Raw genomic sequence first — 13,305 nt, 5'->3', positions numbered from 1 at the left:
TTGCTAAGACGGCACAGGAAAGTAAAATGGCTGCGAGTACAGCGAATTTCAGCAACAACAAATGGCCCCGCCATGCGGGGAAAGCCGTTCTGCTTCTCTTGCTCTGCTGCCTGCTTCTGCCGTCGGCGGCGCGGGCGGAGGAAGACGCCCTGCCCCAGCCGGAAGGCGTGGTGGCCCGCTGCTTCGACGGTGACACTCTCAAACTTACGGACCGGCGCGTGGTACGTCTGGCGGGCATCGACACGCCGGAGCTGGGGCGGGACAACAGGAAGCCCCAGTTTTACGCCCGCGAAGCCCGGCAGGAACTGGACGCCCTGGCCAAAGGTCAGAAAGTCCGTCTGTTCGCCGCCGGAGTCAAAAGCAAAGACCGCCACGGCCGCATCGTAGCCGACGTGCGGCTGGAGGACGGCCGGTCCCTGAGCGATCTGATGCTCGAACGGGGCGCGGCCTTTTACTATCCGCATCAGGATCAGAGCCCGCAGTTGCAGGAGCGCCTGCGCGGCCTGCAGGAACAGGCCATCAATGCGCGGCGCGGCCTCTGGGCCCATCTGCTCTCCCTGCCCCTGGCGCACCAGAACTACACGGGCAACCGCAATTCCCTGCGCTTTTTTCCGGCGGACTGCCCGGAGGCCCAGCACATCAAACCCCGCAACCGGGTCTATTTCGGCACCCTGATGGACGCCTTTCTGGCGGGTTACGCCCCGGCCAGGGTCTGCCAATTCTGGCCCACCCAGCCATGAGCACCGTTTCCCCCTCTCCCCTGCAACAGGAACAGGCCCTGGTCATCTTTTCCGGCGGTCAGGATTCCGCCACCTGCCTGGCCTGGGCTCTGAGCCGCTTTGAGCGTGTCCAGACCCTAGGCTTTGACTACGGCCAGCGGCACAACGTGGAACTGGCCTGCCGTCAGCGTCTGCGTGCGGCTCTGGCGGATCTTGATCCGCTCTGGGCCTCCCGTCTGGGACCGGATACCCTGTTGAATGTGGATATTTTCCGCCAGCTGGCCGACACGGCCCTGACCTCCGAGGCCCCCATCGCCGCCGACGGTCCGGGCGGCCTGCCCACCACGTTCGTGCCGGGCCGCAATCTGCTGTTCATCCTGCACGCCGCTGTCTGGGCCTATGCCAAGAATATCCGCCATCTGATCCTGGGCGTCTGCCAGAGCGATTCTTCCGGTTATCCCGATTGCCGCGACGACAGCATCAAGGCCATGCAGGTGGCGCTCAATTGCGGTATGGACAGCCGCTTCGTCCTGCACACGCCGCTGATGTGGCTGAGCAAGCGCGGAGCCTGGGAGTTGGCCGAGTCTCTGGGGGGGACGGCTCTGGTGGACCTGATTCTGGAAGAAAGCCACACCTGTTACGCGGGCGAGCGCGGCCGGCGTTATGACTGGGGCTACGGCTGCGGGGTCTGCCCTGCCTGCCGCCTGCGGGCCTCCGGTTACGCGGCCTACCGGGAAGCGCGAAAAAACGGAGAACGGGGCCGCACGGAGGTCTGATGTCCAAAAAGCAACTCAGCGCGGCCCAAGGCATTGAAGCGGCCTGCATCCTCTTTCAGCTCAACAGCAAAACCGCCGACATCCTGCGCTTGGCTGAAAATGCCGGGCTGCCTTCCGCGTATGCGCACGGGCCGGAACAGGCCCGGCTCCGCGCCGAATGGCTGGCTTTTGTCCATGCAGTGGTCACGGCCGGACTCATGCAGCACGCACCCAACAGCGTTCTGGCGGGTTATCTGCGGGAAACCGGCAATCTGCTGCGCGCGGCTGAAACGGACGCGCCCGCCGAAAGCAACAATGCCGCAACAGCGGGAACTCTCGCTCAGGCCGACTTTGTGGACGGCCCTTTTGCCGCCTATATGGCTCTGCTGGGGTACGGCGAGCAGGCCGGTTGCCCGGAGCTCTTCTGCCGCCGCCTGGCCGAAGGGGCAGCGCCCGGCGTTGCGGCCGAACCGGCCGCGGATGCCCGCGCCCAGGCCCGTCTGGCCGCTGCCATGGCACTGGTGATCAGCGCCGTGTGGGATAAGCTGGAAGAGTATGAGATCCTGCCCGATTAGGGGCTGTGATCAACACTCCGGAGTGTTGTTTGCCGACGCCGGCAAGGGAACGTGGTGTTGGAGTAGTCGAGGCATCTTACGGCTGCATGCGGCCTTGGAACACATGGTGTTTCAAGGCCGATCCGTTTTTATCCCCCTGCCGTTTCCCCTCAATCCCCAGCACGCCGGTTCGGCTTTCCGTAACGGCGGATTCCCCGCAGGCCCCGGACCAGGGGCGATTCCCGGTGAAACAGAAAGAGCGGCAGCACGGCCCCGATAACCAGGGCGCACATGATGAAGAAGGTGGTCAGGCTGTTGTAGACGATGCTTACCAACAGTTCCTGGCGCAGGGGCATGTCCGCTGTGCCCAGAAACTGCATGGTGGCCAGGATGGCCTTATAGGCGAACATGCCCGGAATCATGGGCAGGAGCGCGGGAAAGGCGAACATCTCCGCCGGAATGTGCCAGCGCCGGGTACACGGCATGCTGCACAGCGAGATCAGCAGGGCCGCGCAGAGTGAGGCGCTGGCGATGCCCACGCCTTCCCGCATCAGCGCGAAACGGCCCATATGCCCCACGGCGGCCAGTGCTCCGGCCACAAGCACGACCTTCTTGGGCGGGTTGGAAATGACGGCGAACCCCATGGCCGCCACGGCCGCGAAAAAGCCGTCCGCCAGCATTGTCAGCAGAGGGGTCACAACGAACTCACCCCCAGCAGGGCCATGGTCAGGGCCAGCCCCAGAGCGATGCAGGCAATCAGAATACTGGCCTGCACGGCCCGGGCAAAGCCCATCAGCGCATGCCCATCCATGATGTCCAGCATGGCGTTGATCAGGGGAATGCCCGGGATCAAAAACAGCACGCTGGCCGCCAGAGCGGTCTGCGGCGTCGTGCCCCAATGGAACAGCACGCCCGGCGCGGCCAGCAGGGAGGCGGCGAAGGCGCAGAGAAAGAAGACGATCTTGCCGTCCACGCGCCAGCGCACCAGAAGCTGGCGCAGATAAAAACCCGCCAGGGTGGCGATGAAGACCAGGCCCATGGCCGTGGCGTCGCCTTCAAACAAACGGCAGAAGGCGGCATTGGCGCAGGCCACCAGAATGCGCACCAAAGCCGGATGATAGCGCGGCCCGCTCAGGATGGCGTCGAGACTTTGCCGCGCTTCCTCCAGACTCAGACGCTCGTCCACAATGCGCCAGCCCAGAGCGTTGAGACCCGCCACCTTCTGGAAGTCCGGCGCACCGGCCTTGATGGAGCCCACCGAAGTACGGCGGTCCCGCCCGTCCGCCGAGGTGACGGAGAGCATCAGATGTTTGGGAAAGACCGCCAGATCCACCGCAAAACCAAAGGCCCCGGCAATGCGCACGGCATTGCGGTCCACGCGCGCGGTCTGTGCGCCCACGGCCAGCAGGGCCGCGCAGAAGACGCGCAGGAAGTCGTTGACCTCCCATGCGCCGGGGGCCTGCGCGGCCTGACCGAGGCTGCCGGAACTTTTGTGCGGGGCACGGGAAAGCGCGGCCGTGGCCGCGCTTTGTTGTGAAGAATTGGACATATCGTGTCTATATCAGCAGATTCATTTTGACGGCGAGCAAAGGCCGCCGTCTCGTATTTCGTGACAAGGATTCGCAGGCAACAGAGCATTTCGCGCATGAAACATTACACAGTTCAAACAGTGCTCCGCCCGCGTGCTGCGGAAAAAACGCGGTTTTTCCTTGCGCTTGCGCGCGGGTGTCCGCCCACGCGGCCACCAGAGTCATTCATTCATTTCAATCGTGAATTGCTCTAGGCTCAGCCCTCATTTAGGCCGGGCTCTCGTTATCCAGAAACACCCAGTGCAGAATCCGCTTATGCACACGCAGGCGGTATTCGGCCTGGCGCACTAGCCAGGAAGCCGGACTGGAAAGAACCTTCTGGTCCACGGGAATGGCTTCCACGGGCGAAGCGCTGAGCAGCAGGCGCGCGTCGGGATTGGCCTTGCTCATCAGCGCGGCGTCGAGCCGCCAGGAGCCGACATCCTGGGCGCTCATGCCGCCCCGGCAACCGGCAAAGACAAAATTGGCGTCCCTCACCGCTTCCTCCGGGGTTTCCACAAATGTCACCGGGGTTTGCAGCTTGTCCACCACAGCCTTGAGCGGGGCCGGATCCAGGTGCGGAGGCAGGGCCACGCGCAAAGCAAAGGGGAAAAAGGCCGTGGCCGCAATAAGGGAATGGAGCGTGCCGTTGGCGCACCCCAGCCAGGAGGCCGTGACGCCCTGCAGGTAGCGGGAAGCGCGCAGCATGCAGGCGATGTCGGCCAGGGCGTGGGCCGGATGCGCGTCCGGGCTGCCCGCATTGATGACCGGAAAATTCACATTGGCGGTCCGCATGTCCCAAGTGTTCACCGGCAGGCCGTAGGTGTACAGGCAATCCAGATAATAGCCGAAAATCGGCATTAAATGTTCCTGATAGTCATTGAGCTCCATGCGCCACGCGCCCTGCTCGCCTTCATACACTGTAAAGCCGCCCATCTGGCGCACGGCCGCCGTCACGCAGAGGCGTTCGGACAGGGATTGCTGGGCAAAAATCAACACGGCCACCCGCTCGGTCATGAAGTCGGTGCGCGCCTTGGCATCCGGGGTGCCTATGGCCTGCTGCACCAGCAGCCAGCAGGCCTTCTCTCCCAGATCCTTTATGGTCAGTACATGTCTTGGCATTATTTCCTCCCGTGAGGGGCTGGCACGGGCAATATGCCACGGCCGCATACAATTTGACTGTAGCAAAGGCAGCCCGGCCCTGTCCAGAAGCCGAACAGCGGGAAACAGGGCAGACGCACGTAGCAGCTAACTATTTGAAATTATTTGATACGAACAACAAATATAGTTTATTATATATTAATAATTTCAAATAGTTCCCGAATTAGATACGTCTGCCCTGCAGCGGGAAACAGCACGATTCAGGCAGGTTGGGGAGTGGAGATCGTCAGGTGTCGTATGGAAAAGCGCGGTTTTGGCGCGGGAACGGAATTCTTCTGGTCCATGAGCCGTGGCAACGACGCCCCAGACGCGCCATGTTGCCCAACCGATCCGCCATCGGACGCGACACTTGGGCTTACGGCGTTTTTCGGCTATACTGGCGGCCAAACTCGCTGACGGCGGGCCCGCCGAGAGTGGCGCAATCTCCGCGAGTCAACGTTTGTTCAGCAGAATGGAGCGGATATGAAGGCTTTTATTTTTGATCTGGACGGCACCCTGCTGGACACGCTTGAAGACATAGGTCGGGCCTGCAATGCTGTTCTGGCCGCCCACGGCTATCCCGCGCATCCCTTGGCGGCCTACCGCCGGATGGTGGGCAACGGCTTCGGCCGTCTGGTACGCAGCGCCCTGCCCCCGGCGGCGCTGCAGGCTCTCACGCCCGAGGCGCTCACCACCCTGGTGGACGAGGCCCGCGCCTGGTACGGACGGCATATGCGCGAGCGCACCCATCCCTATGACGGCATGCCCGAAGCCTTGGCGGAACTGGCCCGGCGCGGCCTGACCTTGGCCGTGCTGTCCAACAAGCCCGACGACTTCACCCGAACTCTGATCAGCCACTATTTCCCGCAAATTCCCTTTGCCGAAGTACGCGGCGGCCGATCCGGCACGCCGCTCAAGCCCGACCCCGCCGGGCCCCGGGCCATGTTGGCCGCGCTGGGTCTGGAAGCCGGGCAGTGCTTTTATGTGGGCGACAGCGACGTGGACATGCTCACGGCGCGCAATGCGGATATGATTTCCGTAGGTGTGGCCTGGGGCTTTCGCGGCCTGGAGGAAGTGCGCGCCGCGGGCGCGCGACATCTGGTGGACGCACCGGCGCAATTGCCGGAACTAGTACCACGTAACACTTAAAACTTCGTTTTACGTGTTAAGATCACTGAGCCGGAAAACATGTTTTCCGGCTCGTTCCGGCGGCTTTGCCGCCGCGCCGGGCTCTCGCTTGGCGAAGGAAGACTATGAAACGGCCTATTATTGAGATCGACGAGGAGAAATGCAACGGTTGCGGCCAGTGCGTGCTGGATTGCGCCGAAGGCGCGCTGGCCGTCATTGACGGCAAGGCCCGCCTGATCAGTGAAGTATTCTGTGACGGTTTGGGAGCCTGCCTGAACTGTCCGCAGGGCGCGCTGACCCTGACCACGCGCGAAGCCCCGGACTTTGACGAGGCGGCGGCCCTGGCGGCCAAGGCTCAGAGGGAGACCCCGAACAGCCCGGACCGGCCCGCGCCGATGACGCCTCCGGCGGGCGGCTGTCCCGGCAGCGCGGCGCGTGTGCTGCGCCCCTTGAGCGGGAACGCCGCCGTTCCGGCCGCCCCTGAAGTTCTGCGTGTGGAGTTGCCCACCTGGCCCATCCAGTTGCGGCTGGTGCCGCCGCAGGCCCCCTTTCTGGACGGCGCGCATCTGCTGCTGGCCGCCCATTGCGCGGGCTTCGCCCTGCCCAACCTGCACAAGGACTGGCTGGCGGGCCGCGTGCCGCTCATCGCCTGTCCCAAACTGGAAGACAATACGGTCCTGCTGGAAAAACTGACGGCCATCCTGCGCACCGGGCGCATTGCCGGGCTCACGGTGCTGCGCATGAGCGTGCCCTGCTGCGGCGGGCTGGAGCGTCTGGCCGGACAGGCCCTGGAGGCGGCGGCATGTGATCTGCCCCTGGAAATCCATGTGGCGCGGCTGAGCTGAACCAAGCAAAACCCGGCTTTGGCCACAAACCAGGCCAAAGCCGGGAACGAGAGCAGATTACCTTTGAAACGCTCCGCGTTTCAAAGGGGTCATCCCGGCAAAAACGTGGTTATCGCTGCTGCCGATCCCCGTATGGTTCCGTTGTCGCCAACGAGGACAGCCCTTCGGGCTGCCTCCGGTCGTTTTGCCGGAATCCACGCCGCTTCGCGGCGCAGATGAAAATTTTTTGTTACGTCTTGACAAAACCTAGCAAACAACTATGTTTTAAGCACGGCGTGATGCACTGCCGTCATAGCTTTGAAGATAAGCACACTTTGCCTTTGCGCAAGGTCTTGTAAAGGATTGTGGACATGCCCATCAAGATTCCCGCTGATCTCCCGGCCCGCGCCGCTCTGGAAGACGAAAACATCTTTGTTATGACCGAGGACCGCGCCAGCCAGCAGGACATCCGGCCGCTGGAGATCGTCATCGTCAACCTGATGCCCACCAAAATCGCCACGGAAACGCAGTTGCTGCGCCTGCTGGGCAATTCGCCCATTCAGGTCAACATCACCTTGTTGCGTACGGCGGCGCACGAATCCAAGAATACGCCCCTGCGCCATCTGGAGCGTTTTTACAAGACCTTCGCGGAGATCCGCCACCGCAGCTTCGACGGCATGATCGTCACCGGCGCGCCCGTGGAACATCTGCCTTTCGAGGATGTGGACTACTGGCAGGAATTGCTGGAAATCATGAGCTACGCTCAGGGGCACGTCTACTCCACGCTTTATCTCTGCTGGGCGGCCCAGGCGGCTCTGTACCATTTCTACGGACTGCCCAAGTACATTCTTCCGGCCAAGGTCTCGGGCATTTTCTGCCATGAGGTTCTGCATCCGGAATGCCGTCTGTTCCGCGGCTTTGACGACGAATTTCTGGCTCCGCACTCACGGCATACCGAAGTGCGCGCGGAGGACGTGCTCAAGGTGCCCAATCTGCGCGTCCTGGCCGAGTCCGGCGAGGCCGGGCTGGCCCTGGCCGAGAGCCTGGACCACAGCCAGGTCTTCATGACCGGCCATCTGGAATACGATCGGGGCACCCTGGACGCCGAATACCGGCGGGATCTGGGCAAGGGCCTGGATCCCGTGGTGCCCAGGCACTACTACCCCGGCGACAATCCCTCGGCCATGCCGCTGATGACCTGGCGGGCGCACGCCCATCTGTTTTACAGCAACTGGCTCAATTATTACGTATATCAGGAAACCCCGTTCAGCCTCACGGCCATTTCCAGAAGCCGCGAGACACGGGCGGAATAACCGGCCGGAGCCTCTGTCCGGCCAGCGAGGTGCGCATGCGTTTTTCCACCAGAACCCGTTACGGTTTACGTTTTTTGCTGCGGCTGGCGGCCCAGCCCAAGGACAGTCTGCTGCAGTTGGGTCAAGTGGCCCGCGAGGAGAACATCTCCTCGGGCTATCTGGAGCAGATTGTCCGGGCCCTGAAGCCTCTGGGCATCCTGCGGGCCGTGCGCGGCTCGGGCGGAGGCTACGCCCTGGCTAAAGATCCGTCTGAAATCAATATGGAAGATGTTTTTCTGCATCTGGAGGGCGAGATCGCGCCGGTGCGCTGCCTGACCAAGGGGCGGTGCTGCCAGCGTGAACAGCAATGTTCCACGCGTGGCTTCTGGAAAGAACTGGACGGCCACATTCGCGGATTCTTGCAGCAGCATACTCTCCGGGAAATCATAGAATCTGAGAAGCATTCCGCTTCAGGAGGCAATTATGTGGAATTATAGCGAAGCCGTGCACGATCATTTCCTGCACCCGCACAACGCGGGCCCCCTGGCCGACGCCAACGCCATGGGCGAGGTGGGCAGCCTGGCCTGCGGCGACGCGCTCAAGCTCTATCTGAAAATCAATGACCAGGACGTCATCGAGGACGCCGGTTTTGAAACTTTCGGCTGCGCCAGCGCCATCGCCTCCAGCTCCGTGCTCACGGACATGATCAAGGGCATGAAGGTGGACGACGCGCTCAAGCTGACCAACAAGGACATCGCCAATGCCCTGGGCGGCCTGCCCAAGCAGAAGATGCACTGTTCGGTCATGGGCCAGGAGGCCCTTGAGGCGGCCATCCGCCAGTGGAAGGGCGAGCCGCCCGTGCCCCACGCCCATGAAGAGGGCAAGCTGGTCTGCAAGTGCTTCGGCGTCACGGACGCCCAGATCATCCGCGCCATCCGCGAGAACAATCTGAAGACCGTGGAGGAAGTCACCAACTATACCAAGGCCGGGGGCGCCTGTGGCGAATGCCTGGACGAAATCGCCGAAATTCTCGCCACCGAGCTCAAGCAGAAGCCGCTGGCCGAGCTCAAGCCCAAGCCGCGCATGACCAACGTGCAGCGCATGCAGCAGGTGCTCAAGACCATTGACGAGGAAATCCGGCCCCAGCTCGCGGCCGACGGCGGCGACATCGAACTGGTGGATGTGGACGGCAAGCGGGTGACCGTCTCCCTGCGCGGGCGCTGCTCGCACTGCCGTTCCAGCGAGGTGACCATCCGCAATCTGGTGGAGCGTCTGCTGCGCGAGCATGTGGAACCCGACATCGTGGTGGAGGAGGCTTAAGCCATGAAGACCATCTATCTCGACAACAACGCCACCACGGCCGTGGCCCCGGAAGTGCTCGCGGCCATGCTGCCCTATCTGGGCGAACTCTACGGCAACCCTTCCAGCATGCACAGCTTCGGCGGCCAGATAGGCGAAGCCGTGGACACGGCCCGCGAACGCATCGCCGCCCTGCTGGGGGCCGCTCCGGATGAAATCATTTTCACCTCCTGCGGCTCGGAGAGCGACAATACGGCCATCTGGTCCGCCCTCCAGACCCAGCCGGAAAAGCGCCACCTGATCACCACCCGGGTGGAGCATCCGGCGGTGCTCAATGTGGTCCAGTACTGGGAGCGCCAGGGCTATCACGTGACCCTGCTCGGCGTGGACGGCAAGGGCCGTCTGGACCTGGACGAATACGCCGCCGCCCTGTCCGACGACACGGCTCTGGTGTCCATCATGTTCGCCAACAATGAAGTGGGCAACATCTACCCCATCCAGACCATGGCCGAAATGGCCAAGGAACGGGGCGTGCTCTTCCACACCGACGCGGTGCAGGCCGTGGGCAAAACCCCCATCGACCTCAGGCATCTGCCGGTGGACATGCTCTCCCTGTCCGGGCATAAAATCCACGCGCCCAAGGGCATCGGCGTGCTCTACGTGCGCAAGGGCGTGCGTTTCAGACCGTTTCTGCGCGGCGGCCATCAGGAACGGGGTCGCCGGGCGGGCACGGAAAACGTGCCCTACATTGTGGGCCTGGGCATGGCGGCCCAACTCTCCAGCGACCACATGCAGGAAGAGCGCGTCAATGTGGCCCGGCTGCGGGACAAGCTGGAAAACGGCCTGCTGGAACGTATCTCCGACTGCATGGTCAACGGCGATGTGGAAAACCGCCTGCCCAATACCAGCAATATCGCCTTCAAAAACGTGGAAGGCGAGGCCATCCTGCTGATGCTCGACCGTCTGGGCATCTGCGCCAGCTCCGGTTCGGCCTGCACCTCGGGCAGCCTGGAGCCGTCGCATGTGCTCAGAGCCATGGGCGTGCCCTTCAACTACGCCCACGGTTCGGTGCGTCTCTCCCTCTCCCGCTACACCACGGAAGAGGATGTGGATTACGTGATTGAAAACTTCCCCGGCGTCATTGAGACCTTGCGGGCGATTTCCCCCTTCAAGAACTGATCCGTAATACGGCACAACGCCGGAGGGCATGCCCTCCGGCGTTTTCTTATGCCTCCCGCCGGACAGACGGTGAAAACGCCCGGCGGCGGGCCATGGCTTACAAAAAAGTGTGCATTACATAAAAACGGCGTACCCGCTTGCCTCCCGAACCACTATGATTTAGTTTTGCTCAGCCCTTCAGGATATTCTTCCGGTGGGGGCAACAGCGTGAGGCTCTATGCGGACGATCCGTCTTTTTGATTTGCTCAGAGGCTTTTCCACCGCGCTGGACATGGTGACGCCGGCTCTGGCCGGGCATCATGCGCGCGTGGCCTATCTGAGCCTGCGCATGGCGGAGAAACTGGGCTGCAGCCGACGCAGGCGCAGCCGGTTGCTGACCGCGGCCATCCTCCATGATATCGGCACCGTGCCCCTGAAAACGGAAACCAGGGATCTGGTTTTTGAAATCAACGAAGGCCCCCACTCCCGCGCGGGCTGGGCCTTCTGCAAAACAGCGGGCCTGCCGGAGGCCATCAGCACCCTGGTTCTCCACCACCATACTCCGTGGAACACGGCCCGATCATACGGCGGGGACGCCCGTCTGGGCAATCTCATCCACCTGGCCGACAGGCTGGACATTGCCCTGCGCGCGCAGAAAAAAACGAATTTCGCAGCCGTGGCCGAGCATTTCTCCCGCCAGAGCGGCAAGTTCGCCCCCCGCTACCTGGAGGCCCTGCGCGTTCTGGCCGAAGACCGGGAGTTTGTGGAACAGGCCTGCCATACGGAAGCCATGCTCCAGCATCTGGGCGAAATCGCCCCCACGGAATGCCTGGGGCCACGGAAATTGCTGAAGGTCTGCGGGCTGTTTTCCCTGATCATCGACTCCAAAAGTCCGTTCACGGCCACCCATTCCAGCGGCGTGGCCCATACGGCCCGTGCCCTGCTGCAGCGCAGCGGCCTGGCAAACGTTGCGGAATATACCACCATTTTTGTGGCCGGGCTGCTGCACGACATCGGCAAACTGGCCGTGCCCACGGAAATCCTGGAAAAACCCGCTGCCCTCACCCCCGAGGAATTCGCCGTCATTCAGCGCCATGCCGGAGTCGGCCTGGATCTGCTGGGCAGCGTGCCCGGCTTTGCCTGCATCCGGACCTGGGGCGGCCTGCACCACGAGCGGCCCGACGGTTCGGGCTATCCCCTGGGCCTCTGCGGCCGTCAACTCTCCCTGCCCGCGCGGATCATGGCCGTGGCCGACGTGTTCACCGCCCTGACCGAAGACAGGCCCTATCGCAAAGGCATGCGGATCGGCGATGCCCTGACGATCATGCGGGACATGGCCGGTCGGAACGCTCTGGACGCCGACGTGGTGCACCTGCTGGCCGACGACGTGGCCCGGATCAATCGGGCCCGCCTTGACGGACAGCGCAAAGCCGCTGAAAATTTTCAACAGCTGCGCGCCCTCTGCCGCAAACCGGATGAAAACGGTCCCGAGGACGAAATGCCTGCCCGCGACGGCGCGCCTTGCGCCCGCCGAGCTTTTTGATATTGAAAATGTCAATACGTTCCGCGCGGTTGTTCGGCTGTCACGGAACAATCTCAAGCGCAGCATGCTCCGGAAGCTGTTATGCGCAAGACAGGATATAACGATGCGTACCACTCTCTTTCTGCTGCTGGCCTGCGGGCTGCTGGCGGGCGCGGCCACGGCCCTGGCCCCCTCCGCGCCCCTGGACCGGATGTTGCCTGTTCTGGCCCTGCTGTCGGGCGGCTGCGGCCTGATTCTGCTCTACCGGACGGTATTCGCCCCGGCCACGGCTCTGGAGCGTGATCTGCGCGGCCTAAAGGAGACCGCCGCCCTGCCTCGCGACGCGGTCTACGGCCTGCTGCGCCCTGTGGCGGAAGCGGCGGCCGGACATGCGGAGCAGTTGCGGCGCGAGTTGGCGCAGGCCCGGCGGGACGCCGAGGAGGCGGCCCAGTCTCTGGAGGAGTGGCGCGAAAAATACAAGCTGATACAGGCCGGTCAGCAGTTGATCCGCGAGAATTTGGCGGCAAGCGCCACGCGCATCCACATACTTTCCGGCGAATTATCCCGCTTGCTGCCTTCCCTGGCCACGTCCGGTCCCGGCGCGGCCCCGACCGACGAGGAAGCGCTCTCACGCCGTGCTCACGGCGCGGATGCGCTCATCACGCAATTTCTGAAAAAATTCAACAGCGATCTGGATTTTCTCAATGCCTGTCTGACGCAGGTGGAAAAATTCACCGACATGGCGCAGACGGAACAGCCGTCCGTGTTCCGGCCCGGCGGCGACGCCATTGTGGCCTGGTCCGACAGCCTGTCCACGGGCGTAGCGGCCGTTGACGGGCAACACAAGCTTTTGCTTTCCTACATCAACAAGCTGCACCGGGCCATCCGGGACGGCAGGGATGAAAAGACCCTGCTGGAAGTGCTGGACGCTCTGGCGGGCTATGCCTTCACCCACTTCAATACCGAGGAAATCTTCTTCAGCCACTCCGACTACCCGGATGTGGAGAAACATATCCGCGTGCACGAACAGTTCAAGGCCAAAGTGGTGGAATTCCGCGACGCGGTTTCAGACGGCAAGGCCAATGTGGATACGGAAGTGCTGGACTTTCTGAAAAACTGGCTCATTGAGCACATTCAGGGCATGGATGTCGCCTTTGCCCCCTATCTTGCCAAAGCGTCGGGCGACGGCCGGGGATGATCCCGGCCGTGCCGGATTCATTCTGGAACAGATTCACGGTGAAATTGCTCTAGGTGTTTAGTCCCACAGTGAAGTGGCTTGGATCAATATGGAATCTTTCGGGCTCGATAGCCCATACTGCTCTCACAAATTCATAGGGAGATTTCCC

At 62.7% G+C, this 13,305-nt stretch carries 14 protein-coding genes; 11 read left to right on the top strand and 3 right to left on the bottom strand.

Translation table 11 applies throughout. The features are described 5' to 3' along the window. Positions 1 to 26 precede the first annotated feature (26 nt). Genes KH208_RS08270 through KH208_RS08260 form a run of 3 tightly spaced genes read left to right on the top strand, consistent with a single transcriptional unit; the run spans position 27 to position 2,049 of the window. Positions 27 to 740, top strand: a complete 714-nt coding sequence (locus tag KH208_RS08270) for a thermonuclease family protein (RefSeq protein ID WP_291435410.1) — start codon at positions 27 to 29, stop codon at positions 738 to 740. Then, a complete protein-coding gene (gene queC / locus KH208_RS08265) occupies positions 737 to 1,495 on the top strand; it encodes a 7-cyano-7-deazaguanine synthase QueC (RefSeq protein WP_291435408.1) in 759 nt (252 codons plus the stop codon). The genes KH208_RS08270 and queC overlap by 4 nt, the downstream gene beginning before the upstream one ends. Continuing rightward, the gene (locus KH208_RS08260; protein ID WP_291435406.1) at positions 1,495 to 2,049 is read left to right on the top strand and encodes a serine/threonine protein kinase; all 555 of its coding nucleotides are present in this window, start codon (positions 1,495 to 1,497) and stop codon (positions 2,047 to 2,049) included. Before queC ends, KH208_RS08260 begins: the two co-directional genes overlap by 1 nt. A gap of 149 nt (positions 2,050 to 2,198) precedes the next feature. Here KH208_RS08260 and KH208_RS08255 read toward each other — a convergent pair whose 3' ends face one another. The 3 genes from KH208_RS08255 to KH208_RS08245 all read right to left on the bottom strand — a co-directional run bounded on the left by KH208_RS08255 (position 2,199) and on the right by KH208_RS08245 (position 4,718). Continuing rightward, positions 2,199 to 2,726 (bottom strand): threonine/serine exporter family protein, encoded by a 528-nt coding sequence (locus KH208_RS08255; protein WP_062252272.1) that lies wholly within the window; start codon positions 2,724 to 2,726, stop codon positions 2,199 to 2,201. Beyond that, the gene (locus KH208_RS08250) at positions 2,723 to 3,577 is read right to left on the bottom strand and encodes a threonine/serine exporter family protein (protein WP_291435404.1); all 855 of its coding nucleotides are present in this window, start codon (positions 3,575 to 3,577) and stop codon (positions 2,723 to 2,725) included. Before KH208_RS08250 ends, KH208_RS08255 begins: the two co-directional genes overlap by 4 nt. 247 nt (positions 3,578 to 3,824) lie before the next feature. Continuing rightward, positions 3,825 to 4,718, bottom strand: coding sequence for an ornithine carbamoyltransferase (locus KH208_RS08245; protein ID WP_291435402.1), 894 nt, complete (start codon positions 4,716 to 4,718; stop codon positions 3,825 to 3,827). Between the two features lie 501 nt (positions 4,719 to 5,219). Here KH208_RS08245 and KH208_RS08240 point away from each other — a divergent pair. The 8 genes from KH208_RS08240 to KH208_RS08205 all read left to right on the top strand — a co-directional run bounded on the left by KH208_RS08240 (position 5,220) and on the right by KH208_RS08205 (position 13,157). Then, on the top strand, positions 5,220 to 5,885 hold the full coding sequence (locus KH208_RS08240; protein WP_291435400.1) for an HAD family hydrolase: 666 nt from the start codon (positions 5,220 to 5,222) through the stop codon (positions 5,883 to 5,885). Positions 5,886 to 5,989: 104 nt separating this feature from the next. Beyond that, a complete protein-coding gene (locus KH208_RS08235) occupies positions 5,990 to 6,709 on the top strand; it encodes an ATP-binding protein (RefSeq protein ID WP_291435398.1) in 720 nt (239 codons plus the stop codon). 350 nt (positions 6,710 to 7,059) lie between these two features. After that, complete coding sequence (gene metA / locus KH208_RS08230; RefSeq protein ID WP_291435396.1) at positions 7,060 to 8,001, top strand: homoserine O-succinyltransferase; 942 nt, start codon at positions 7,060 to 7,062, stop codon at positions 7,999 to 8,001. A gap of 35 nt (positions 8,002 to 8,036) precedes the next feature. Continuing rightward, complete coding sequence (locus KH208_RS08225) at positions 8,037 to 8,477, top strand: Rrf2 family transcriptional regulator (RefSeq protein ID WP_009302354.1); 441 nt, start codon at positions 8,037 to 8,039, stop codon at positions 8,475 to 8,477. Next, the gene (nifU, locus tag KH208_RS08220) at positions 8,464 to 9,300 is read left to right on the top strand and encodes a Fe-S cluster assembly protein NifU (protein ID WP_291435392.1); all 837 of its coding nucleotides are present in this window, start codon (positions 8,464 to 8,466) and stop codon (positions 9,298 to 9,300) included. The genes KH208_RS08225 and nifU overlap by 14 nt, the downstream gene beginning before the upstream one ends. Before the next feature lie 3 nt (positions 9,301 to 9,303). Continuing rightward, a complete protein-coding gene (gene nifS, locus KH208_RS08215; protein WP_291435390.1) occupies positions 9,304 to 10,458 on the top strand; it encodes a cysteine desulfurase NifS in 1,155 nt (384 codons plus the stop codon). Between the two features lie 217 nt (positions 10,459 to 10,675). Further along, a complete protein-coding gene (locus KH208_RS08210) occupies positions 10,676 to 11,980 on the top strand; it encodes an HD domain-containing phosphohydrolase (protein ID WP_291435388.1) in 1,305 nt (434 codons plus the stop codon). A 103-nt stretch (positions 11,981 to 12,083) separates the two neighbouring features. Next, the gene (locus tag KH208_RS08205) at positions 12,084 to 13,157 is read left to right on the top strand and encodes a bacteriohemerythrin (protein ID WP_291435386.1); all 1,074 of its coding nucleotides are present in this window, start codon (positions 12,084 to 12,086) and stop codon (positions 13,155 to 13,157) included. Positions 13,158 to 13,305 lie beyond the last annotated feature (148 nt).

This window comes from Desulfovibrio sp. (assembly GCF_018379785.1).
Taxonomy (GTDB): Bacteria; Desulfobacterota; Desulfovibrionia; order Desulfovibrionales; family Desulfovibrionaceae; genus Desulfovibrio.
The sequence above is the reverse complement of the archived record's forward strand: the minus strand, read 5'-3'. Positions and strand labels throughout refer to the sequence as shown.